The following is a 21549-nucleotide window of genomic DNA, read 5'->3' on the forward strand; positions in this document are numbered from 1 at the left end:
CCCAGCCCGGACAGGTCCGCGCACCCGACGCGGAGGAGCGCGTGCTGAGCGACTGGCTGCTCGTCCTCCTCGGCGTGGTCCTGACCGCCGGCACCTTTGTGTTCGTGGCGGCGGAGTTCTCGCTCGTCGCCCTCGACCCCGGCACGGTCGACCGCCGGGTCGCGGCCGGCGACAAGCGCGCCGCCGGGGTGAGCCAGGCCCTGAGGCACCTCTCGCTGGAGCTCTCCAGCGCCCAGGTCGGCATCACCGCGACCACGATCCTGCTCGGGTACACCACGCAGTCCGCCCTGGCGGACCTGCTCGTCGAGCCGCTCGGGTCCGCCGGGCTGGCGCAGACGGCCGCCACGGCGACCGCCGTCGTCCTCTCTCTCGTCCTCGTCAACACCTTCTCGATGGTCTTCGGCGAGCTCGTCCCCAAGAACCTCGCGCTGGCCGACCCGCTGGCGACGGCCGGGTACGTCGCCCCGGTGCAGCGCGTCTTCACCCGGGCGCTCCGCCCGATGATCACCGGTCTGAACGAGTCCGCCAACTGGATCCTGCGCCGGTTCGGCGTCGAGCCCGCGGAGGAGCTCTCCGGCGGCCGGTCCGCCTCCGAGCTTGCGGCGCTCGTGCGCCGCTCCGCCGAGCACGGCACCCTCGACGTGTCGACGGCGACCCTGCTGACCCGGTCCATCGGACTGGGCGCGCTCACCGCCGTGGACGTCATGACCGACCGTGGCCGGATCCATGCCCTCACCCGAGAGCAGACCGCGGCGGACGTCGTGGAGCTCGCGCGCACCACCGGCCACTCCCGCTTCCCGGTGATCGGGGACGACAGCGACGACATCGTCGGGCTGGTGCACCTGCGCCGTGCCATCGCCGTGCCCTACGAACGCCGTGCCGAGGTCCCCGTCGCCTCCTCCTCGCTCATGGTCGAGGCACCGCGCGTGCCCGAGACGCTCGCGCTCGCGCCGCTGCTCGTCCAGCTGCGCGACGAGGGCCTCCAGATGGCCGTGGTGGTCGACGAGTACGGCGGGACCTCGGGCGTGGTCACGCTCGAGGACGTCGTCGAGGAGGTGGTCGGCGACGTCGCCGACGAGCACGACCGCCGTCGGTCCGGCGCGCACGCGGGGCCGGGCGGGACGTGGGTGGTGCCGGGTGTGCTGCGGCCGGACGAGCTCGCGCACAAGGCCGACCTCGTCGTGCCCGACGACGGACCGTACGAGACCCTCGGAGGCCTCGTGATGGAGCGGCTGGGCCGGATCCCGCGGGTCGGCGACGAGGTGCGGGTCAACGACGTGGTGCTGCACGTGGAGCAGATGGACGGCCGACGGGTGGACCGCCTGCGGGTGTGGCGAGCGGCGGGGGAGGAGTCGTGAGCACCGGGACCGCGCTGCTCGTCGGCCTCGTGCTGCTCGCGCTGAACGCCTTCTTCGTCGGCGCGGAGTTCGCCGTCATGTCCGCGCGGCGCTCCCGCATCGAGCCGCTGGCGGAGCAGGGGTCACGCCCGGCCCGGATCGTCCTGTACGCGATGGAGCACGTCACCCTCATGCTCGCCTGCGCCCAGCTGGGGGTCACCGTGTGCTCGACCGGCCTCGGCGTGGTGGCCGAGCCCGCGATCGCGAGCCTCGTCGAGGGCCCGATGGTGGCGGCGGGGCTCCCGGCGGAGGCGAGCCACGTGGTCGGCTTCACGGTCGCGGTCGCCCTGGTGGTGTACCTGCACGTGGTCGTGGGCGAGATGGTGCCGAAGAACCTCGCCGTGACCTCGCCCGAGCGGGCCGCGATGATCTTCGCGCCCCCGCTCGTGGCGATCTCGAAGGTGCTCCACCCGGTCGTCGCCGGGCTGAACTGGATCGCGAACTCGATGCTCCGGATCGTCGGGATCGAGCCGAAGGACGAGGTGACCTCCGCCTTCACCGCGCAGGAGGTGGCCTCCATCGTGGAGCGTTCCCAGGCGGAGGGCGTGCTCAACGACGACCTGGGCCTCCTCTCCGGCGCCATCGAGTTCTCGGAGGAGACGGCTGAGCAGGTCATGGTGCCGCTCGCCAAGCTCGTCACCCTGCCGGTCGGGTGCACGCCGGAGGACGTCGAACGTGAGGTCGCCCGCACCGGGTACTCCCGGTTCCCCGTCGTCGCCGACGACAGTTCGCTCGCCGGCTACCTGCACGTCAAGGACGTGCTCTACGCCGACGGCGAGGAACGCCGCGCCCCGGTCCCGCCCTGGCGGATGCGGGCGCTCGCCGAGGTCGTCCCCGGCGACGAGGTGGAGGACGTGCTGGCCGTCATGCAGCGGACCGGGGCCCACCTTGCCCTCGTCACCCGGGAGAGGGCCCCGGGGGAGAGGGTGGAGATCGGCGTAGTCTTCCTCGAGGACATCCTCGAGGAGCTGGTCGGCGAGGTGCGCGACTCCATGCAGCGGGCCGCGCGCAGGTGACGCCCGGGCCGCCGTGAACGGTTCATGAACCGCTTCGTGACGCGGTTTTCTCGCGTGCTGCGGCGTTCGTGCCAGGTGATCCACACCTCAGCGGAGAGGTATTGGACGGGCAGGTGCACCTTCGTTATTGTTCCGTGACACACCGTTAACCGGGGTCGCCCGGCGGCGGTCCCCCACGGCCTCGCGCAGGTCGAGCTACTCCACCCTCCGGAGGTTGTTCCATGTCGGAAAGTGCTGTGCCCGCATCCCAGGCACCGCTGACCCGACGACAGATCCGTGAGGCGGAGCGTGCGGCTGCGCTGGCCGCGGAGCGTGAGCGTGAGGCTGTGCTGGCCGCGGAGCGTGAGCGAGCGGCTGCGGAGCAGGCGCGGCAGACCGTGGTCGCGACGGACGTGACGGGCGCGCCGGCCAGGCACGACGCGGTGCCGCAGCGCCGGCAGCGTCGCCCGGCCCCCGCCACGACCCACGCGGTCGGGCGGGGCGCGGCTGACACCGAGGTGCTGCCCGTCCCGCAGACGCCTCCCTCCCGCCGTGCCCTCCGCCCCGCTCCACGCACTGCCGCCGTCGTGGGCCGCACGCACCGGTCATGGGCCCCGCGCGCGGCCGTGCTCGGCGCGATGGGAGCCCTCACCATCGTCGCCCCGCTCACCGGCTTCGCGGCGCCGGAGGCGGAGCCTGCCGCCGCCGTCGCGGTGGCTCCGCAGCCCAGCGTCCTCGACGTGCTCGACTCGCAGGCCGCCAACGTCGCGCTCGCGGCCGTGCCGGCCAGTCTCCTGAAGGACCCCGCGGCCTCCAGTCGGGCCACGGTCCTGCAGACCTCGCGCGCCGCGGACCGCGACGCGCTCACCTGCGCCCCCCTCGACGGGGCCAGCGGAGCCCGCGCCGCCGTGACCGAGCGGACAGCGCAGTACGTCCGCCCGCTCGCCGACGGCACCTACCGCAACTCGTCGCACTACGGGAACCGGTCGCACCCACTGTCCGGGGCGTACAGCTTCCACACGGGGACCGACTACGCCGCACCGCTCGGCACGCCCATCTACGCGGTCGCGGACGGCACCGTGGAGTACGTCGGCGCCGGCAAGGACGGCCGCTCGAGCATGCTCGTGATCCTGCGCCACGAGGTCGACGGGCAGACGGTCTACAGCTGGTACGTGCACATGTACCGCGACGGCATCCACGTCACCGAGGGGCAGCAGGTCGCCGCCGGCGAGGTCATCGCCGAGGTCGGCAACAACGGCAACTCCACCGGCCCGCACCTGCACTTCGAGATCCACCTCGACGACCGGGGCACGACGACGGACCCGCTGCCCTGGCTGGAGAAGCTCGGCGCGGTCGAGGTCGCCGCTCTCTGCTGAGGCCTGCTGCTCGCCCCCGCGGACGCTTCCGGCAGCTGCGGCGGGCCCGCCCCACCCCGGCACCGCTCTCTCGGGGGCAGGGCCGCCGTGACCGTCCGTGACGCCGCGTCCCGCCTGCGGCGCAGCCTCTCGCCCGCAGGCGATCCCTGCGTCGCCCGGGGGTACCCTGTAGTGAGCAACGCCACAGCAAGCATGTGGTTTATGGCCGACCCCCACATGGTTGCGGCCGATCAGCCTTCCTAACGTTCACTGCACCGCACTCGTAGCGGCAAGGGAGCCAAGGAAGGAGCGGCGTGACGTCGACGACACAGGGGATCGCCCTGCGGGCCACCGGCCTGACGAAGGACTTCCGCGGCTTCCGCGCCGTCAACGACGTCGATCTGACGGTCGCGGAGGGCGGCGTGCACGCCCTCGTGGGCCCGAACGGCGCCGGCAAGACCACGCTGTTCAACCTGCTCAGCGGTTTCCTCAGGCCCACCTCCGGCACGATCACGGTGCGCGGCGAGGACGTGACCGGGTTGCAGCCCGAGCAGATCGCCCACAAGGGCGTCGCCCGGTCGTTCCAGATCACGAGCCTGTTCGAGAACCTCGACCCGCGCGAGCACGTCGAGCTGGCGCTCCAGAGCCGCACCACGATGGGCAGGAAGTTCTGGCGCTCGGACCGCCTCATGCGCCGGTTCCGGCCGCGGGCGGACGAGCTGCTCGAGGAGGTCGGTCTGAGCCACCTGGCGACGAAGCCCGCGGGCGAGCTCGCGTACGGGCAGAAGCGTGCCCTCGAGATGGCGCTGGTCCTCGCCCTCGACCCGGCGATCATGCTCCTCGACGAGCCCACCGCAGGCATGGGCATCGAGGACGTCACCCGCACCATCGAGCTGGTCAGGAGGATCGCGGTCGGCCGCACGGTCGTGTTCGTCGACCACAACATGCACGTCGTCGGCAGCCTGGCCGACCAGGTGACGGTGCTCCAGCAGGGCCGCGTCCTCGCCGAGGGCACGTACGAGGTGGTCCGCAAGGATCCCCGCGTGATCACCGCGTACCTCGGGGAGGCCAGCAATGCTTGAGATCCGGAACCTCAGCGCCTGGTACGGCGAGGCACGAGCGCTGGACGACGTCTCCGTCGACGTCGCGGCCGGGGAGGTCGTCACCCTCGTCGGGCGCAACGGCGCGGGCAAGACCACGCTGCTGCGCTCGGTGATGGGGCTGCACCGCCACGCGAGCGGCGCGGTGATCCTCGACGGCGCGGACGTCAGCGGCGTGCCGGTCCACCGCCGGGCGCGCCTGGGGATGGGCTGGGTCCAGGACGACCGCGGCATCTACGCCTCCCTCTCCGTGGAGGAGAACCTCCTGCTCCCGCCTGTGGTCTCGTCCGGCGCGTGGCCGCTCGCCCGCGTCTACGAGACGTTCCCGGTGCTGGCGGACCGGCGCAAGGCCGCCGGCACGACCCTCTCGGGCGGCGAGCAGCAGATGCTCGCCATCGCGCGCGTCCTCCGGACCGGCGCCAAGGTCCTGCTGCTCGACGAGCCCACCGAGGGGCTCGCCCCGGTGATCGTCGCAGCCATCGGCGACATCGTCCGCGAGGTCAAGGCGGCCGGGGTGACCGTGCTGCTGATCGAGCAGAACGTCAAGTTCGCCGCCACCGTGGCCGACCGCCACTACCTGCTGTCCCAGGGGCGCATCGTCGAGCACCTGGACAACGCGGAGTTCGTCGCGCGCGAGCACGAGCTCCTCGAGCACCTCGGGGTCTGACGCCACCGACGTCGCCAAGCCCTGCACCCCCCAGGTCCGGTCCCGAAGGCCGGCCCCACCCACGAACCGACCATCCACCAACGGCACCACTCATGAACGAAGGAGTTCGGATGACCAAGAAGCTTGCGGGCAGCGCGGCCGCCCTGATGTCCGGGACGCTCCTGCTGGGCGCGTGCGCCGGCGGTGGCCCCTCGAGCGCGGAGGGGGCGTTCACCGACGACAAGATCGTCATCGGCGTCCTGAACGACCAGTCCGGCGTCTACAAGGACCTCTCCGGTCCGAACAGCGTGACCGCCGTCGAGATGGCCGTGCAGGACTACCTCGAGAAGTACGGGGACGACGCCGTCGTCACCGAGGAGCAGATCGAGGTCATCACCGCCGACCACCAGAACGAGCCCGACGTCGCCAACACCAAGGCCCAGGAGATGTACGACCGGCAGGGGGCCGACATCATCCTCGACGTCCCCGCCTCCTCCGCCGCGCTGGCGGTGGCCAGCCAGGCCGACCAGAAGAAGAAGCTGCACTTCAACATCGGCGCCGCCACCACGGAGCTGACCGGCGCGCAGTGCAGCCCGTACGTCTTCCACTGGGCCTACGACACCTACATGCTGGCCAACGGCACGGGCAAGACCGTGACCGAGAACGGCGGCAAGGACTGGCAGATCATCTACCCGGACTACGCCTTCGGTCAGGACATGGAGAAGTCCTTCACCGAGGCCGTCACGGAGGCCGGCGGGACCGTCAGCGGGTCCATCGCGACCCCGTTCCCCAACGACAACTTCTCGACCTTCCTGACCAAGGCGGCCTCCGGCGGTCCGGACGTCATCGGCACCATGCAGGCCGGCGGTGACCTGATCAACCTCGTCAAGCAGTACAACGAGGCCGGGCTGCGTGACCAGGGCATCAGCCTCGCCGTCGGCCTGATGTTCATCACCGACATCCACTCCCTCGGGGTCGACCAGTTCGAGGGCACGACCTTCACCGACGCCTGGTACTGGGACATGGACGAGGAGTCCCGCGAGTGGGCCGACCGGTTCCTCGAGGAGGCCGGGAGCCGCCCGTCCTTCGCCCACGCCGGCAACTACTCGGCCGCCCTGCAGTACCTCGAGGCGGTCCAGGCCACCGAGACGGACGACGCCGACACGATCGTCGAGGACCTCAACGGCAAGGAGGTCGAGGACGTCTTCCTGCGCAACGGCAAGATCCGCGCTGAGGACCACCGCGTCATCCACGACGTCTACCTCGCCGAGGTGAAGGCCCCCGACGAGGTCACCGAGGACTGGGACTACCAGAACATCCTCAACACGATCCCGGCCGAGGAGGCCTTCCAGCCGGTCGACGAGTCCGGCTGCGAGATGGGCTGACCCGCATCGGTCACACGTGCGCCGGGTGCCGTGAGGCACCCGGCGCACCCCGGACGGGAAGGGACGGACGATGAACGAAATCCTGCAGTACACGATCCAGGGCCTCGCGGCGGGCAGCTTCTACGCGGTCGCCGCCCTCGGGCTGGCGGTCATCTTCGGCGTGCTCGGCGTCGTGAACTTCGCGCACGGCGCCTGCTACATGCTCGGGGCGGTCGTCGCCGCAGTCCTCCAGGACGTTCTTGGGCTGAGCTTCTGGTGGGCGCTCCTCGTGGTCCCGATCCTGCTCTTCATCTTCGGGGTGATCATCGAGCGGCTGTTCGTCCAGTGGCTGCTGCGCCTGGAGCCGCTGTACAACTTCCTGCTCACCTTCGGGCTGGCGCTCTTCCTCGTCGACCTGGTCAAGCGTCGTTACGGCGTCTCCGGACTGCCCTACGAGCGTCCGGAGGTTCTCACCGGCCAGCTCACGGTCGGCGAGCTGCGCCTGCCGACCTACCAGGTGTTCGTGTTCGTCTTCTCGGTGCTGGTGTGCCTGGCGGTGTGGCTGGTCATGAGCCGCACCCGGGTGGGCATGATCGTCCGGGCGGCCACCGAGCGCCCCGACGTCGCGCGGGCCCTGGGGGTCAACGTGGGCCGGTGGATCACGCCCGTGTTCGGCTTCGGGATCGCCCTGGCCGGGCTGGCGGGCGTGCTGGCGGCCCCGTTCCGCGCCATCACCGCAGACATGGGCTCGAGCTTCATCATCATCCTGTTCGCCGTCGTCGTCATCGGGGGGCTCGGCTCGATCGTCGGCGCCGTCGTCGCCGGCTTCCTCGTCGGTCTGGTCGAGGCCTTCGGCCAGGCCTACGCGCCGGCGTTCGCCCAGATCGTCATCTTCGTGCTCATGGCCGTCGTGGTGCTGCTGCGCCCGGCCGGCCTGTTCGGACGGGAGGAGCGGGCATGAGCCCGACACCGCAGACCATGCTCGACGAGCAGGCGGCCAGCCGGATCGTCCCGAACTACGTCGCCCGCCGGTCGGTGAAGACCTGGGTCCTCATCGCCGTCGGCCTGGTCGCCGCGCTGGCGCTGCCGTGGATCATCTACCCGCCGGTCGCCATGGACATCGCCTGCTGGGCCCTGTTCGCCATCGCGCTGGACATCCTGCTCGGTTACACCGGCCTGCTCTCGTTCGGGCACGCGGCGTTCTGGGGCGGGTCGGCCTACGTCACCGGCCTGGTGGCGGTGCACCTCGGGGTGCCGTTCCCGCTGGCGGTGCTCGCCGGCGCGCTCGCCGCGATGCTCATCGCCCTGCCGGTCGGCTTCCTCTCCGTGCGACGCGCGGGCATCTACTTCGCCATGGTCACCCTGGCCTTCGCGCAGATGCTCTTCTTCGTCGCCAACCAGTGGCGCGACGTCACCGGCGGCGAGAACGGCCTGCAGTCGGTCCCGAAGACGTTCTTCGGCATCGAGGCGATCGAGACCGACTCCTTCTACTTCTACTACGCGGCGCTGCCGATCATCGTCCTCGGCATGTGGATGGCCTGGCGGATCGTGCACTCCCCGTTCGGACGGGTCCTGGTCTCCATCCGCGACAACGTGCCGCGGGCCCGTGCCCTGGGCTACGACGTCGAGAAGTACAAGGTGGCCGCCTTCGTCCTCTCCGCCGGCCTGGCCGGGCTCGCCGGCGGCATCTTCGCCATCAGTCACGGGTTCGTCTCGCTGCAGGAGGTCAACTGGACCACGTCCGGCAAGGTCGTGCTCATCACCGTCCTGGGCGGCATCGGCACCCTGTGGGGCGGCATCGTCGGTGCCGTCATCATCGTCATCCTCGAGGACCAGCTCGCCTCGTCCGGGTTCGAGGGCATCGGCATCATCACCGGCGCCGTCTTCGTCACCGTGGTGCTGCTGTTCCGCCGGGGCGTGTGGGGCACGGCGCTGCACGCCGTGCGCACCCGGCGCCGTAAGCAGGAGTGACAGCCGAGAACGACGACGAGCGCCGGTCCCGCGGGGGGCCGGCGCTCCGTCGTGCCGGGACGGGACGGCTCAGGCGAGGAGCGCGTGGAGCCGCAGCGCCAGCTGCACCTCGAGCTGACGGTCCGGCGCGTTCCACCCCTCGCCCAGCAGGTTGGTGATCCGCTCGAGGCGCTGGGTGACCGTGTTCGCGTGGACATGGAGCGCGCTGCCCGTCCGGCTGAGGTTGCCGCCCTGGCCGAAGTAGGTGCGCAGGGTCTCGAGCAGCGCGGTGCCCCGCTGGGCGTCGTAGTCCAGGACGGGGCCGATCACGGAGGCCACGTAGGACGGCACGTCACGGTCCTCGCCCAGGAGCAGACCCACGAAGCCGAGGTCGCCCACGTCCGCGACCTCCCCGCGGCGCCCCAGCACGAGCAGCGTGTGGAGGCAGCGCGCCGCCTCGGCCCGCGCGGCGGCGATCTCCGCCGGACCGCGGGCGGGTCCCGCCGTACCGGCGGTCACCGGCCGGCCGGCGGCCCGGCCGAGCTCCGAGCTGACCACCCGCGCGGCCTCGCGCGGCTGGAGACCGGGGAGGATGAGCACCAGCTCGCCCTCCTGCAGCGTGGACAGGCCCCCGCGGCCGCCCGCGAGGAACGCGGCCGCCTGCACCGCCCGGGAGCGGTCGCCGGCCACCTCCGCGACGACGACGGCGTGCGAGGCGTCGAGGTCGGCGCCGGCCAGGCGGGCGCGCTCGCGCAGGCCCTGCGGGTCCCTGCCCAGCAGCACGTCGTCGAGCAGCTCGCCGCGCAGCCGCTCCTCGGCGGCGGCCACCGAGCGCCGGAAGAGCAGCTGCAGGGCGGTCACCAGGGCGGCGCGCTCGAGGATGCGCCGGTCGGCCTCGTCGAGCGGCTCGGACCGGATGAGGACCAGCGCGCCGAGGGCCTCGCCGCCGGCGAGGACGGGGGCGGCGACGACGCCGTCGCCGGTCCGGGTCCGGCTCGTCGTCACGGCGACCCGAGCCGTCTCGGTCGCCGCGGCCGCCGCCGGCCCGGCGAGGGCGGCGGACGGCAGGTCGGCGGCCCCGGGGAGCCGGGCGCCGTCCGGGCCCGCCATGACCACGTGCCCGCCGAGCACCTCGCCCACCTCGCGGGCGACGTCGTCGACGTCCCCGCCCTGCAGGACCAGCTCGAGCAGACGGTCGTGGGCGTCGGCGGCGCGCTCGACGCTCACGGTCCGCGCGCGGAGCTCCTCGCCCGCGACCCGCAGGTCGTGCAGGGCGAGCTGGGTCTCGCTCAGCAGCCGCGCGTTGTCCAGGGCGATCGCGGCGTGGGCGGCGAAGGAGCTGAGCAGTGCGATCTCCGAGCGGCCGAACGGGCGGACCGTGCGGTTGGCGGCGTAGAGCACCCCGATCACGCGGCGCGCCAGCACCAGCGGGACACCCACGATGGACGTGATGCCCTCGTCCGCCACGGCCGAGTCGATGCCCTCGGTGTGGCGGAACCGCTCGTCCTGGAAGTACGTCGCGGAGGCGTAGGGCGTGGCCGTCTGGGCGACGAGACCGCCGAGGCCGGCGCCCATCGGCAGGCGCACGGCCCGGAACAGGTCGGACGAACAACCCACGGTGACCCGCATGTAGGTGTCGCCGGCCTCCTCGTCGTTGAGGGAGAGGTAGGCGACGTCGCTGCCGAGCAGCTGGCGCGAGCGCCGGACGATCGCCTCGAGGACGGCGTCGACGTCGGTCAGGGACGCGAGGTCGCTGGCCGTCTCGAACAGTGCGGAGAGCTCGGTCTCCCGGCGTCGCCGCGACTCGAGCACGCCCCGCACCTGCAGCGCGAGGGCCTTGGCATGCTCGAGCAGCGCGATGGTCTCCGCGTCGGCGCCCGCGCTGCGCGCCGCGAGCAGCGGCCCCTCGAACTCGACCGGTGACGCGTCGCGCGCCAGCAGCTCCAGGTACTCCGTGCCTCTCACGCCCGCCATTGTTGCCGACGACGGTCGCCCGGTGGGCAGACGCGCGTGCTGACGTGGCGTCGCGCGGGAGGCGAACGGGTCCATGGTGGTCTCGGTCGACGGCTCGGGCCGGTGCACGGAGGCCTCAGCGCGCCGACCACCCGCCGTCGAGGACGATGTTGCTGCCGGTCACGAAGGAGGCGGCGGGGGAGCAGAGGTAGGACACCGCCCGCGCCACCTCCGCCGGCTCGAGCAGGCGCTTGATCGCCGAGTTCTTGAGCATCACCCGGCTCAGCACCTCCTCCTCGGAGAGACCGTGCACGCGGGCCTGGTCGCTCACCTGCCGCTCGACCAGCGGGGTGCGCACGTAGCCGGGGTTGACGCAGTTGCTCGTGACCCCGCGGTCGGCGCCCTCCAGCGCGATGACCTTGGAGAGCCCCTCGAGGCCGTGCTTGGCGGAGACGTAGGCGGACTTGTAGGCGCTGGCGCGCAGGCCGTGGGCGCTGGAGATGTGGACGAGCCGGCCCCAGCCCCGGGCGTACATGTGCGGCAGGGCGGCCCGGGTCAGCAGGAACGGCGCCTCGAGCATGAGCCGCAGGATGTGCGCGAACCGCTCGGGCGGGAAGTCCTCGACCGGGCTGACGTGCTGGATCCCCGCGTTGTTGACCACCACGTCGGCCGACAGGCGGAGGTCCGCGAGCGCGCCGGTGTCCGCGAGGTCGAGGGCCCACGCCTCGCCGCCGATCTCGGTGGCGACGGCTGCGGCGCCGTCGGCGTCCACGTCGCAGACCAGGACGTGCGCGCCGTGAGCCGCGAGCTCACGGGCGACCGCCGCCCCGATCCCGCTCGCCCCGCCCGTGACCAATGCGGTGCGCCCGGCCAGCCCGACTCCGTCGTCGTCTCTCATGCCGAGCAACCTACGAAGCGCGCGGCGACCGCTCGATGGGGGGCCGCCACATACTTCACCGCGGGTGTGTGTGGGCACTCCCACGTACGGCGTCGGGCAGGATGAGGGGGTGAGCTCCTACCTCCACGGCCCGGGTCCCATCGCCCTCGCGCACCGCGGCGGCGGCCGCGAGGTGCCGGAGAACTCGCGCACCGCCGTCGAGCACACCCTCTCGCTCGGGCTGAGCTACCTCGAGACCGACGTCCACGCCACCGCCGACGGCGTGGTCGTGCTCTCGCACGACCCCACGCTGGACCGGGTCACCGACGGCACCGGCGCCGTGGGCGAGCTGACCTGGGAGCGCGTCTCGGCGTACCGGGACCGCTCCGGCGAGCGGCTGGTGCGCCTCGACGAGCTGCTCGGCGACTACCCCGGGCTGCGGGTGAACATCGACGCCAAGGACGACGCGGTCGTCGACCCCCTGGTCGAGACCCTGCGGCGCACCGCCGCCTGGGACCGGGTGTGCCTGGCCTCGTTCTCCGACGACCGGCTCGCGCGCCTGCGCGCCGTGCTCGGGCCCGGGGTGGCCACCAGTCTGGGCCGTCGGGACATCGCCCGGCTCGTGGCCGTCTCCCGGCTGCCCGCGCCCGCGCAGGGGCGGGCGCTGCGCGCGCTGCCCGGCCCCGCGGACGGGGTGGTGTGCACCCAGGTCCCCGTCTCGCACCGCGGACTGCCCGTCGTCACGCCGCGGTTCGTCTCCGCCGCCCACCGCCACGGCCTGGCCGTCCACGTCTGGACGATCGACGAGCCGGACCGCATGCACCGGCTGCTCGACCTCGGGGTCGACGGCCTGGTCTCGGACCGGCCCCGGGTGCTGCGGGACGTCCTCACCGCGCGCGGGCCCTGGCACTGATCCCGGTGAGCGCCGAGGTCGTCGCATGAGCACGGCGGAGCACGTCGACCCGCGCACCCGGCGCACCCGCGACGCGCTGGCGCGCGCGATGGCCGAGACGGTGCTCACCGCACCCCTGGCGGAGGTGTCGGTGGCCGGGCTGTGCCGCGCCGCGGGGGTGCACCGGACCACCTTCTACAAGCACTTCCGCACGGTCACCGAGCTCGCCGACGCGGTGCTCGGCGACCTCTTCGACCAGATCGACGCGCTCGGCCCGCTGTCGGACCGCGGGCGGTTCGAGGACCTGCTCGCGCACGCGGCGGCCCGTCGGCGCACGTACGCCGCGCTGATCGGCCCCGACGGCGACCCGGCACTGTCGCGCGCGGTGGCCGAACGTCTCGTCGCGGCGGTCGGGCGCGTGCCGGCCGCGTCGGAGCGCGACGGTGCCGTAGGCGTGGGGACGACGGCGCGGGTGTCGGGGTTCGCCGCGTACGGCGCGGTCGAGGCGGTCCTCCTCGGCGCGGAGCCCGCGGCGGCCGCCCGGGCCTGCGAGCCGATCCTTGCGTCGACCGAGGTCCTGCCCGACCGGTGACCTGCCCGACCGGTGAGCAGCCGTCCCGCGCCGGCCCGGTGAACGGCAAGAGCCCCCGCCCGGGTGGGCGGAGGCTCGTGCTGTGCGTGCCCCCTACTGGATTCGAACCAGCGACCTTCTGCTCCGGAGGCAGACGCTCTATCCACTGAGCTAAAGGGGCGCCGCTGCTGACAGCGCCTGGTGATGTTATCAGTCACCGGGACGCCGCTTCACCTCCGTGCGCGGTGACGGCCGGACGTGTGGCGCAGGTCACCGGCGGGGCGTTGAGGTGCCGGCACAGGGGGAGAACTCCCCGCCCCGGGGCAGCCCCAGGAGGCGGCGCAGGACCGGCCGGGTGTCTAGCCTGAGCGCGGAGCACCGGGCATCCCGCCCGCCGCACGAAGGGGGGAGAGATGACCCGGACGCCGCCCGAGGGACCTGACGAAGGCCGGCCTTCCTACGGGCCGCCGGCGAGCCAGCCTCCCTACGGGCCGCCGGCGGAGCGGAAGAACACCTGGCTCGTCCCCACCGTCATCGGCCTGGCAATCGTGCTGGTGGTCGCCGCCGTCGTGCTCCTGCTGACGCGCACCGGCGCGGGAACCACGACCGCGGACCCGAGCGCGCCGGGCGCGAGCGCCCCCGGGACACAGCAGGCCACCGAGCCCACGGACGACGCCACGGCCGGCGGGACTCCCGGCGGTGCCGCGGCGACCGAGGACGCCCGCGAGGTGTCCGGCGAGCCGCTCGGACCGCGGGTGGACCCCGAGGTCGTCGGCACCGACTTCGCCCTGAACGACGCGGGCTGGGCCGAGCACGCCCCGGCGCTGGCGGCGGGTGCGCGCGAGGCCGTCGCGGGCACCTACACGAACGGCTCGGTCGACGTGCCGGTCACCGCCGCCGCGTTCGACACCATCGAGGCGCAGGACGCCTACGGCGAGCAGCTGACGACGGCCCTGAAGGACGACGGTGCGCAGCTGCTGTCGGACGGGCCGGTCTACCCGGACTCGACCGGCCATCACTGGGCCTACGTGCTCGCCGACGGCGTCACCACCACGGTCGTGTGGCGCACCGACGACGGCGTCGTGCTCACTCTCACCGGCGACTCCGAGGCGGTCCCGGAGATCTACTCGAACATGCTCATCTGAGCGCGGGCGGGCGCTCTCACGTGGGACGTCGGCACCGGCCGGCGTCCCGGCGGCTGTGACGAGGGCCGCACCACGGCGGCCGGCCTCGGACGTCGCCCGGCCGCAGGGGCCTACTACCCTGGGCCGGGTGACCCCAGCCGAGCTCGCCGCACTCATCCGCTCCGTCCTGCTCGAGGCCGTCGCCGCCGGCGACGTCGCCCTCTCGGCCGAGGACGTCCCCGAGCCCAAGGTCGAGCGGCCGCGTCAGCGCGAGCACGGCGACTGGGCCACCAACGTCGCCATGCAGCTGGCCAAGAAGGCGGGCACCAACCCCCGCGCCCTGGCGGAGCTGCTGGCGGCCCGGCTGGCCCGGGCCGACGGCGTCGCCGCCGCCGAGGTCGCGGGCCCCGGCTTCCTCAACATCCGCCTCGAGGCGGGCGCGGCCGGCGAGCTCGCCCGCGCCGTCGTCGAGGCCGGGCCCGCCTTCGGCCGCAACGAGGCCCTGACGGGCCACCGGATCAACATGGAGTTCGTCTCCGCCAACCCCACCGGCCCGCTGCACGTCGGGCACACCCGCTGGGCGGCGCTCGGCGACGCCATGGTGCGGCTGCTGCGCGCCTCGGGCGCCGAGGTGGTCCCCGAGTACTACATCAACGACGCCGGTTCCCAGATGGACAAGTTCGGCGCCTCGATCGTCGCGCGGGCCACCGGCACCGACGTCCCCGACGGCGGTTACCAGGGGTCGTACGTCGCAGAGCTCGCCGCGAAGGTCCTCGCCGAGCGCCCGGACCTGCCCGAGCTGCCCCACGACGAGGCGGTCGCCGTCGCCCGCGAGCTCGGCTACCGCCTCCAGATGGCGGAGATCGAGGAGACCCTCGCCAGCTTCAACGTCCACTTCGACGTCTGGTTCTCCGAGCGCGAGCTGCACGACGGCGGGGCGGTCGAGGGCGCCGTCGAGCGACTGCGGGAGCAGGGCCACGTCTACGACGAGGGCGGCGCGGTGTGGCTGCGCACCACCGACTTCTCCGACGACAAGGACCGCGTGCTGGTCCGCGCCGACGGCTCGCCCACCTACTTCGCGGCCGACGCCGCCTACTACCTGTCCAAGAAGGACCGCGGCTTCGGGGAGAAGATCTACCTCCTCGGCGCCGACCACCACGGGTACGTCAACCGGCTCAAGGCGATCGCCTCGTGCGCGGGCGACGACCCGGAGAAGAACATCGAGATCCTCATCGGCCAGCTCGTCTCCGTCGCGGGCGCCCGCATGAGCAAGCGGGCCGGCAACATCATCGAGCTGCGCGACATCATCGAGTGGATCGGCACCGACCCGGTGCGCTACACCCTGGCGCGTTTCCCCGCGGACTCGCCGCTGACCCTGGACGGGGAGAAGCTGCGGGAGAAGAACCTCGACAACCCCGTGTACTACGTCCAGTACGCCTACGCCCGGACCCGGAACGCCTCGCGCAACGCGGAGGAGCACGGCGTCCCGCGGGACGGCTTCGACCCCGCGGCGCTGGACCACCCGGCCGACACCGAGCTGCTCGGTGCCCTGGGGCAGTTCCCGGAGACCGTCGCCCACGCCGCGCGGCTGCGCGAGCCGCACCGCGTGGCCCGCTACCTCGAGCAGGTCGCCGCCGCCTACCACCAGTGGTACGGCCAGACCCGGATCTCCCCGCGCGGCGAGGACCAGGTCGACGCCGGTCACACGGCGCGGCTCTGGCTCAACGACGCCACCAGCCAGGTGCTCGCCAACGGCCTGGACCTGCTGGGCGTCTCGGCCCCGGAGCGGATGTGAGCGGCCAGCACGCCGCCCCGGAGGCGGCACCCCTGCAGGCGCCCGAGCCCGACGGCGCACCCGCCGGCGTGTGGTCGACCGGAGTGCGCCGCGGCGACGACGGCGCCCTGAGCGTGGCCGGCGTCGACGTGCGGGAGATCGCCCGGACGCACGGGACCCCCGCGTACGTCGTCGACGAGGCGGACCTGCGCGGGCGCGCCCGCGCCTTCGCCGAGGCGTTCGACGCCGCGTTCGCCGAGTCCGAGGGCATGGCCGGCGCCGACGTCTACTACGCCGGCAAGGCCTTCCTCTCCCTCGCCGTCGCGCGCTGGGTCCACGAGGAGGGCCTGCGCATCGACACCTCCACGGCGGGCGAGCTCGCCGTCGCGCTGCGCGCCGGCGTCCCCGGCGAGGCGATCGGCCTGCACGGCAACAACAAGTCCGACGACGAGATCCGCACGGCGCTCGCGCACGGCGTGGGGCGCATCGTCGTCGACTCCCTCGCCGAGGTGGAGCGGGTGGCGGCGCTCGCGACGGGGGCCGGGACGCGCGCCCCCGTCATGGTGAGAGTGACCACCGGCGTGCACGCCGGTGGGCACGACTTCATCGCCACGGCGCACGAGGACCAGAAGTTCGGCCTCTCGCTCGCGTCCGGCGCCGCCCGCAAGGCCGTGGACGAGATCCTCGCCCACGACTCCCTCGAGCTCGTCGGCCTGCACTCCCACATCGGCAGCCAGATCGTCGACCTCGCCGGCTTCGAGGTGGCGGCCCGCGCCGTCCTCGGCCTGCGCGCCGAGATCGTCGCCGAGACCGGCTATCTCGCCCCCGAGGTGGACCTCGGCGGCGGGTACGGCATCCGTTACACCGCGGCCGACGACGTCCCGCCCGCGCCGGCGCAGATCGCCGCCACCCTCGCCGACGCCGTCCGCCGGGTCTGCGCGGAGCTCGGCACCCCCGTCCCGCGCGTCTCGGTCGAGCCGGGCCGCTCCATCGCCGGGCCGGCCGGGCTGACCCTCTACACGGTCGGCACGGTCAAGGAGGTCGCCCTCGACGGCGGCGGCACCCGCACGTACGTCTCGGTCGACGGCGGCATGAGCGACAACATCCGCACCGCCCTGTACGACGCCGCGTACACCGCCACGCTCGCCGGACGGCGCCCCGACGCCGCCACCGTGACCGCCCGGGTGGTCGGCAAGCACTGCGAGAGCGGGGACATCGTCGTGCGCGACGTGGCCCTGCCGGCCGACGTGCGCGCCGGCGACCTGCTCGCCGTGCCCGCCACGGGCGCGTACGGGCGCTCCATGGCGAGCAACTACAACATGGTGCCCCGCCCCCCGGTGCTGGCCGCGACGCACGACGGCGTCCGGGTGCTGGTGCGCCGCGAGACGGTGGAGGACCTGCTGGCCCTCGACCTGGGTTGAACCGCGCCCCGCGAGCTGTGGCGGTCCCCGGTGGGCGTCGCAGCACCGGTCGGCGAGGAAGCGACATGCCGCCAGCCGGCGGCGGTTGGTGGACAGCGCGGAGGCCCGCCGCGGCGGGCCCCTATCCTGGGCGCGGCGCCGGCCGGCGCTGCCTGAGAACGAGAGGATCCCCGGTGAGCACATCCGCGACCGACGGCGTCGTGCGCGTCGCCCTGCTGGGCTGCGGCACGGTGGGGAGCCAGGTCGTCCGCCTGCTCCGCGAGCACGGTGACGACTGGACCGCCCGCAGCGGCGCGAAGCTGGAGCTGGTCGGCATCGCCGTGCGGGACGTCGCCGCCGAGCGGGACCCGTGGGTGCCCCGCGAGCTTCTCACCGCCGACGCCGAGGGGCTCGTCACGCGGGCCGACGTCGTCGTCGAGCTGATCGGCGGCATCGAGCCCGCCCGCACGCTCGTGCTGCGGGCCCTGACCTCCGGCGCCACCGTGGTGACGGGCAACAAGGCGCTGCTCGCCGCCCACGGGCCCGAGCTGCACGCGGCCGCCGAGGCCGGCGACGCGGACCTGTACTACGAGGCCGCCGTCGCCGGCGCGATCCCGGTGGTCTACGGCCTGCGCGAGTCCCTGGCGGGGGACAAGATCACCGCGGTGCTGGGCATCGTCAACGGCACCACGAACTTCATCCTCGACGAGATGGCGACCCGCGGCCTCTCCTTCGACGAGGCCCTCGCCCAGGCGCAGGAGCTCGGCTACGCCGAGGCCGACCCGACGGCGGACGTCGACGGCCACGACGCCGCCGCCAAGGCCGCGATCCTCGCCTCCCTCGCCTTCCACACCCGCGTGAGCATCGAGGACGTCCCCGTCACCGGCATCCGCTCGATCACCGCCGAGGACATGGCCGAGGCCCGCGAGTCCGGCCACGTCATCAAGCTGCTCGCCGTCGCGCGCCGCACGGTCGCCGAGGGCACCGAGGGCATCAGCGTGCGGGTCCACCCGGCGCTCCTGCCCGCCGCCCACCCGCTCGCCGCGGTGCACGGCGCGTTCAACGCCGTGGTCGTCGAGGCCGAGTCCGCCGGACGGCTCATGTTCTACGGGCAGGGCGCGGGCGGCGCCCCGACGGCCTCGGCGGTGCTGAGCGACGTCGTCGCCGCCGCGAGCCACAAGGTCCACGGCGGCCACGCGCCGCGGGAGTCCACCTACGCCGAGCTGCCGCTCCACGGCCCGGTCACCACCGCGGCGCGCTCGCAGATCAAGCTGCGCCTCGCGGACCGGCCCGGCACGCTCGCCGCCGTCGCGGGCGTGTTCGGCGAGGAGGGCGTCTCGATCGACAGCGTGCGCCAGCAGCGCGCCGACGACGGCGTCGCCAGCATCACGATCGTCAGCGACGTCGCCACCGAGGCGGCGCTCGACCGCACGGTGGCACGGCTGGCCGACGAGCCCAGCGTCCACGAGGTCATCTCGGTGACCCGAGTCGAAGGAGCATGATGGCCCACCAGTGGCGAGGCGTGATCGAGGAGTACCGCGACCGGCTGCCGATCGGGGCCGACGACCCCGTCGTCACCCTCGGCGAGGGCGGCACCCCGCTGGTCGAGGCGCCCGTGCTCGGCGAGCGCACGGGGGCGCGCGTGTGGGTCAAGGTCGAGGGCGCCAACCCCACCGGGTCCTTCAAGGACCGCGGGATGACCATGGCCATCTCCAACGTCGCGGCCACCGACACCCGGATGGTCGTGTGCGCCTCGACCGGCAACACCTCCGCCTCGGCGGCGGCCTACGCGGTCCGGGCCGGGCTGGGGTGCGCCGTCGTCCTGCCCGCGGGCAAGATCGCCGCCGGCAAGCTCGCCCAGGCGATCGTGCACGGCGCGACGCTCGTGGCGGTCGACGGCAACTTCGACGACTGCCTGCGGATCGCCCGGGACCTCGCCGAGGCCTACCCGGTCGCGCTGGTCAACTCGGTCAACCCCTACCGCCTGCAGGGGCAGAAGACCGCCGCGTTCGAGGTCGTCGACGCGCTCGGCGACGCCCCGGACGTCCACGTCCTGCCCGTGGGCAACGCCGGGAACATCTCCGCGTACTGGATGGGCTACAACGAGTACGCCGGGCGCACCACGGCCTCGTCCGTGGACGACACCGCCACGCGCCTCGCCCCGGTCGCCACCCGGGTGCCGCAGATGTGGGGCGTGCAGGCCGAGGGTGCCGCCCCGTTCGTCAAGGGCGCTCCGGTCGAGCACCCGGAGACCGTCGCCACCGCGATCCGGATCGGCAACCCCGCCTCCTGGGACTACGCCGTCGCCGCCCGCGACGACTCCGGCGGGTGGATCGACTCGGTCACCGACGCCCAGATCCTCGACGCCCAGGCGCTGCTCGCCGCGGAGGTCGGCGTCTTCGTCGAGCCCGCCTCCGCGGCCTCCGTCGCCGGGCTGCTGCAGGCCGCCGAGCACCGCAAGGTGCCCGCCGGTGCCCGCATCGTGTGCACGGTGACCGGCAACGGGCTGAAGGACACCGCCACCGCGCTCGGCCACACCTCCGTGGAGCCGGAGGTCATCGCGCCGACGCTCGAGGCCGCGGTCGCGGCCCTCGGCCTGTAACGACCGTGCGGCTCGCTCGCGACGCGGTCCGGGTCCGGGTCCCGGCCACCTCGGCCAACCTGGGCCCCGGCTTCGACGCCCTCGGCCTCGCCCTGGGGGTCTGGGACGAGGTGACGGTGCGCGCCGTCGCCGGTCCCACGACCGTCACGGTCGTGGGGGAGGGGGACGGCGCCCTGCCCGACGGCGAGGAGCACCTCGTCGTCCGCGCCGTGCGTCTCGGGCTGGACCGGGCCGGCGCGCCGCAGGCCGGGCTCGAGCTGGTCTGCCACAACGCCATCCCGCACGGGCGCGGGATGGGGTCCTCCGCGGCCGCCGTTGTCGCCGGTCTCGTCGCCGCCCGCGGGCTCCTCTCCGAGCCGGAGGCGCTCGACGACGACGCGGTCCTCACGCTCGCGACCCAGCTCGAGGGGCACCCGGACAACGCCGCGCCCGCCCTCCTGGGCGGGGCCACCGCCGCGTGGGTCGACGGCGACGGTCCGCACGCCGCCCGGATCCCGCTGGCGCCGGGCCTGCGGCCCACGGTCCTCGTGCCGCAGTCCCAGCTGCTCACCCACACGGCGCGGGCGGTGCTGCCCACGCAGGTGCCCCACGCCGACGCCGCCTTCAACGCGGCCCGCTCGGCGCTCCTCGTCCTGGCGCTCGGGGGCCGCTCCGAGCTGCTGATGGCCGCCACCGAGGACCGGCTGCACCAGAGCTATCGCGCCGACGCCATGCGCGGCACCGCCCAGGCGGTCCGCGCGCTGCGCGAGGCGGGCTGGCCCGCGGTCATCTCGGGCGCCGGCCCCAGCGTCCTCGTCCTCGAGCGGCTCGACGACGCGACCGCCCGCACCCTGGAGGAGCACGGCTGGCAGGTGCTCGACCCGGGCGTCGCGACGACCGGAGCGCACCTGCTCTGACCGGCTCACCCGGTGGGTTCGGCCGGTCCGCGGGCGGGCCGGCGGAGCGCCGTGACACGGCGTGAACTGTGCGACGCGAGCGGTTTCGGGCTGGTACGATCGAGGTGCACCGACTCCCTGCGGACGTCTTCCGCGCACCTGGGTGCGTCTACCACGTCGTCGTACAGACGGAGCATCCGCCCCGACCGCCGTGCGCGCTGAGCGCCCGCGCCCGTGGCCCCCATCACCATCCAGCCCTTCAGGGCTGGGGACCCGTCCCGCGTCCCCGCGTCAGCGCCGGGGACGTTCACCGAGGGAAGGAACCTCGTGACCGAAACCGTCGACGCCCCCACCACCGGCTCCGCCGCGACGCGAGGGGGCTCGTTGACCACCATGCGTCTGCCCGAGCTTCAGGCGCTCGCCGCTGAGATCGGCCTCAAGGGCACCGCCAAGATGCGCAAGAGCGACCTCATCACGGCCATCCGCGAGGCTCGCGGCGACGGCCGTGGCGCCCAGCGCACCACCTCCGCGCCGAAGCAGGTCCCTGAGGCCGCTGCCCCGGAGGCCGGCGCGCCCGAGGCCGCCGCCGGCCGCGGGAGCGCGGCCGCCGCGCCCCGCACGGACGCCCCGGCCGAGGCCGACCGGTCCGCCGCGCCGCTCGAGCTGCCCGACGC

At 73.7% G+C, this 21549-nt stretch carries 19 protein-coding genes and 1 tRNA gene; 17 read left to right on the plus strand and 3 right to left on the minus strand.

Features of this window, described 5'->3' with window-relative positions; genetic code table 11:
- Positions 1 to 41: 41 nt before the first annotated feature.
- The 8 genes from KZX45_RS19275 (at position 42) to KZX45_RS19310 (ending at position 8828) form a co-directional block, all read left to right on the plus strand.
- A complete protein-coding gene (locus tag KZX45_RS19275; RefSeq protein WP_248259380.1) occupies positions 42 to 1358 on the plus strand; it encodes a hemolysin family protein in 1317 nt (438 codons plus the stop codon).
- Positions 1355 to 2413, plus strand: coding sequence for a hemolysin family protein (locus KZX45_RS19280; RefSeq protein WP_248259381.1), 1059 nt, complete (start codon positions 1355 to 1357; stop codon positions 2411 to 2413). Before KZX45_RS19275 ends, KZX45_RS19280 begins: the two co-directional genes overlap by 4 nt.
- A 236-nt stretch (positions 2414 to 2649) precedes the next feature.
- Complete coding sequence (locus KZX45_RS19285) at positions 2650 to 3768, plus strand: M23 family metallopeptidase (RefSeq protein ID WP_248259382.1); 1119 nt, start codon at positions 2650 to 2652, stop codon at positions 3766 to 3768.
- A 293-nt stretch (positions 3769 to 4061) separates the two neighbouring features.
- A complete protein-coding gene (locus KZX45_RS19290; RefSeq protein WP_248259383.1) occupies positions 4062 to 4829 on the plus strand; it encodes an ABC transporter ATP-binding protein in 768 nt (255 codons plus the stop codon).
- Positions 4822 to 5514 (plus strand): ABC transporter ATP-binding protein, encoded by a 693-nt coding sequence (locus KZX45_RS19295; RefSeq protein WP_248259384.1) that lies wholly within the window; start codon positions 4822 to 4824, stop codon positions 5512 to 5514. Before KZX45_RS19290 ends, KZX45_RS19295 begins: the two co-directional genes overlap by 8 nt.
- 110 nt (positions 5515 to 5624) lie before the next feature.
- Complete coding sequence (locus tag KZX45_RS19300) at positions 5625 to 6878, plus strand: ABC transporter substrate-binding protein (protein WP_248259385.1); 1254 nt, start codon at positions 5625 to 5627, stop codon at positions 6876 to 6878.
- A 70-nt stretch (positions 6879 to 6948) separates the two neighbouring features.
- A complete protein-coding gene (locus KZX45_RS19305) occupies positions 6949 to 7818 on the plus strand; it encodes a branched-chain amino acid ABC transporter permease (protein WP_248259386.1) in 870 nt (289 codons plus the stop codon).
- A complete protein-coding gene (locus KZX45_RS19310) occupies positions 7815 to 8828 on the plus strand; it encodes a branched-chain amino acid ABC transporter permease (RefSeq protein ID WP_248259387.1) in 1014 nt (337 codons plus the stop codon). Before KZX45_RS19305 ends, KZX45_RS19310 begins: the two co-directional genes overlap by 4 nt.
- A gap of 69 nt (positions 8829 to 8897) precedes the next feature.
- Here the strand turns inward: KZX45_RS19310 and KZX45_RS19315 are convergent, their stop codons facing one another.
- Together KZX45_RS19315 and KZX45_RS19320 are read right to left on the minus strand one after the other, a co-directional pair.
- Positions 8898 to 10772, minus strand: coding sequence for a GAF domain-containing protein (locus KZX45_RS19315; protein ID WP_248259388.1), 1875 nt, complete (start codon positions 10770 to 10772; stop codon positions 8898 to 8900).
- Between the two features lie 124 nt (positions 10773 to 10896).
- Positions 10897 to 11658 carry a 3-hydroxybutyrate dehydrogenase gene (locus KZX45_RS19320; protein WP_248259389.1) on the minus strand — a complete coding sequence of 254 codons (762 nt, stop codon included), beginning with the start codon at positions 11656 to 11658 and terminating at the stop codon, positions 10897 to 10899.
- 109 nt (positions 11659 to 11767) lie between these two features.
- Between KZX45_RS19320 and KZX45_RS19325 the strand changes: the two genes are divergently transcribed.
- Together KZX45_RS19325 and KZX45_RS19330 are read left to right on the plus strand one after the other, a co-directional pair.
- Positions 11768 to 12550, plus strand: coding sequence for a glycerophosphodiester phosphodiesterase (locus KZX45_RS19325; RefSeq protein ID WP_248259390.1), 783 nt, complete (start codon positions 11768 to 11770; stop codon positions 12548 to 12550).
- Between the two features lie 25 nt (positions 12551 to 12575).
- Complete coding sequence (locus tag KZX45_RS19330; protein ID WP_248259391.1) at positions 12576 to 13121, plus strand: TetR/AcrR family transcriptional regulator; 546 nt, start codon at positions 12576 to 12578, stop codon at positions 13119 to 13121.
- 87 nt (positions 13122 to 13208) lie between these two features.
- Here the strand turns inward: KZX45_RS19330 and KZX45_RS19335 are convergent.
- Positions 13209 to 13281: transfer RNA gene (locus KZX45_RS19335), tRNA-Arg, on the minus strand.
- Between the two features lie 232 nt (positions 13282 to 13513).
- On the opposite strand from KZX45_RS19335, the gene KZX45_RS19340 reads away from it, so the two are divergent.
- The 7 genes from KZX45_RS19340 to KZX45_RS19370 all read left to right on the plus strand — a co-directional run.
- Complete coding sequence (locus KZX45_RS19340) at positions 13514 to 14245, plus strand: hypothetical protein (protein WP_248259392.1); 732 nt, start codon at positions 13514 to 13516, stop codon at positions 14243 to 14245.
- 127 nt (positions 14246 to 14372) lie between these two features.
- Entirely contained in the window at positions 14373 to 16019 is a 1647-nt protein-coding gene (gene argS, locus KZX45_RS19345) for an arginine--tRNA ligase (RefSeq protein ID WP_248259393.1), read from the plus strand.
- Complete coding sequence (gene lysA, locus KZX45_RS19350) at positions 16016 to 17419, plus strand: diaminopimelate decarboxylase (RefSeq protein ID WP_374112621.1); 1404 nt, start codon at positions 16016 to 16018, stop codon at positions 17417 to 17419. The genes argS and lysA overlap by 4 nt, the downstream gene beginning before the upstream one ends.
- 173 nt (positions 17420 to 17592) lie before the next feature.
- Positions 17593 to 18900, plus strand: coding sequence for a homoserine dehydrogenase (locus tag KZX45_RS19355; RefSeq protein ID WP_248259394.1), 1308 nt, complete (start codon positions 17593 to 17595; stop codon positions 18898 to 18900).
- A complete protein-coding gene (gene thrC / locus KZX45_RS19360; RefSeq protein ID WP_248259399.1) occupies positions 18900 to 20000 on the plus strand; it encodes a threonine synthase in 1101 nt (366 codons plus the stop codon). Before KZX45_RS19355 ends, thrC begins: the two co-directional genes overlap by 1 nt.
- Before the next feature lie 5 nt (positions 20001 to 20005).
- On the plus strand, positions 20006 to 20896 hold the full coding sequence (thrB, locus tag KZX45_RS19365; protein WP_248259395.1) for a homoserine kinase: 891 nt from the start codon (positions 20006 to 20008) through the stop codon (positions 20894 to 20896).
- 306 nt (positions 20897 to 21202) lie between these two features.
- The coding region (locus KZX45_RS19370; protein ID WP_248259396.1) for a Rho termination factor N-terminal domain-containing protein at positions 21203 to 21549 on the plus strand (347 nt) is incomplete at its 3' end.

This window comes from Georgenia sp. EYE_87 (assembly GCF_023148685.1).
Classification (GTDB): domain Bacteria; phylum Actinomycetota; class Actinomycetes; order Actinomycetales; family Actinomycetaceae; genus Georgenia.

Excerpts from the sequence above, each read along its gene's own strand:
- KZX45_RS19295 (WP_248259384.1), top strand. The coding sequence starts at position 4,822 with ATGCTTGAGATCCGGAACCTCAGCGCCTGGTACGGCGAGGCACGAGCG.
- KZX45_RS19300 (WP_248259385.1), top strand. The coding sequence starts at position 5,625 with ATGACCAAGAAGCTTGCGGGCAGCGCGGCCGCCCTGATGTCCGGGACG.
- KZX45_RS19305 (WP_248259386.1), top strand. The coding sequence starts at position 6,949 with ATGAACGAAATCCTGCAGTACACGATCCAGGGCCTCGCGGCGGGCAGC.
- KZX45_RS19310 (WP_248259387.1), top strand. The coding sequence starts at position 7,815 with ATGAGCCCGACACCGCAGACCATGCTCGACGAGCAGGCGGCCAGCCGG.
- KZX45_RS19320 (WP_248259389.1), bottom strand. The coding sequence starts at position 11,658 with ATGAGAGACGACGACGGAGTCGGGCTGGCCGGGCGCACCGCATTGGTC.
- KZX45_RS19330 (WP_248259391.1), top strand. The coding sequence starts at position 12,576 with ATGAGCACGGCGGAGCACGTCGACCCGCGCACCCGGCGCACCCGCGAC.
- KZX45_RS19340 (WP_248259392.1), top strand. The coding sequence starts at position 13,514 with ATGACCCGGACGCCGCCCGAGGGACCTGACGAAGGCCGGCCTTCCTAC.
- thrC (WP_248259399.1), top strand. The coding sequence starts at position 18,900 with ATGGCCCACCAGTGGCGAGGCGTGATCGAGGAGTACCGCGACCGGCTG.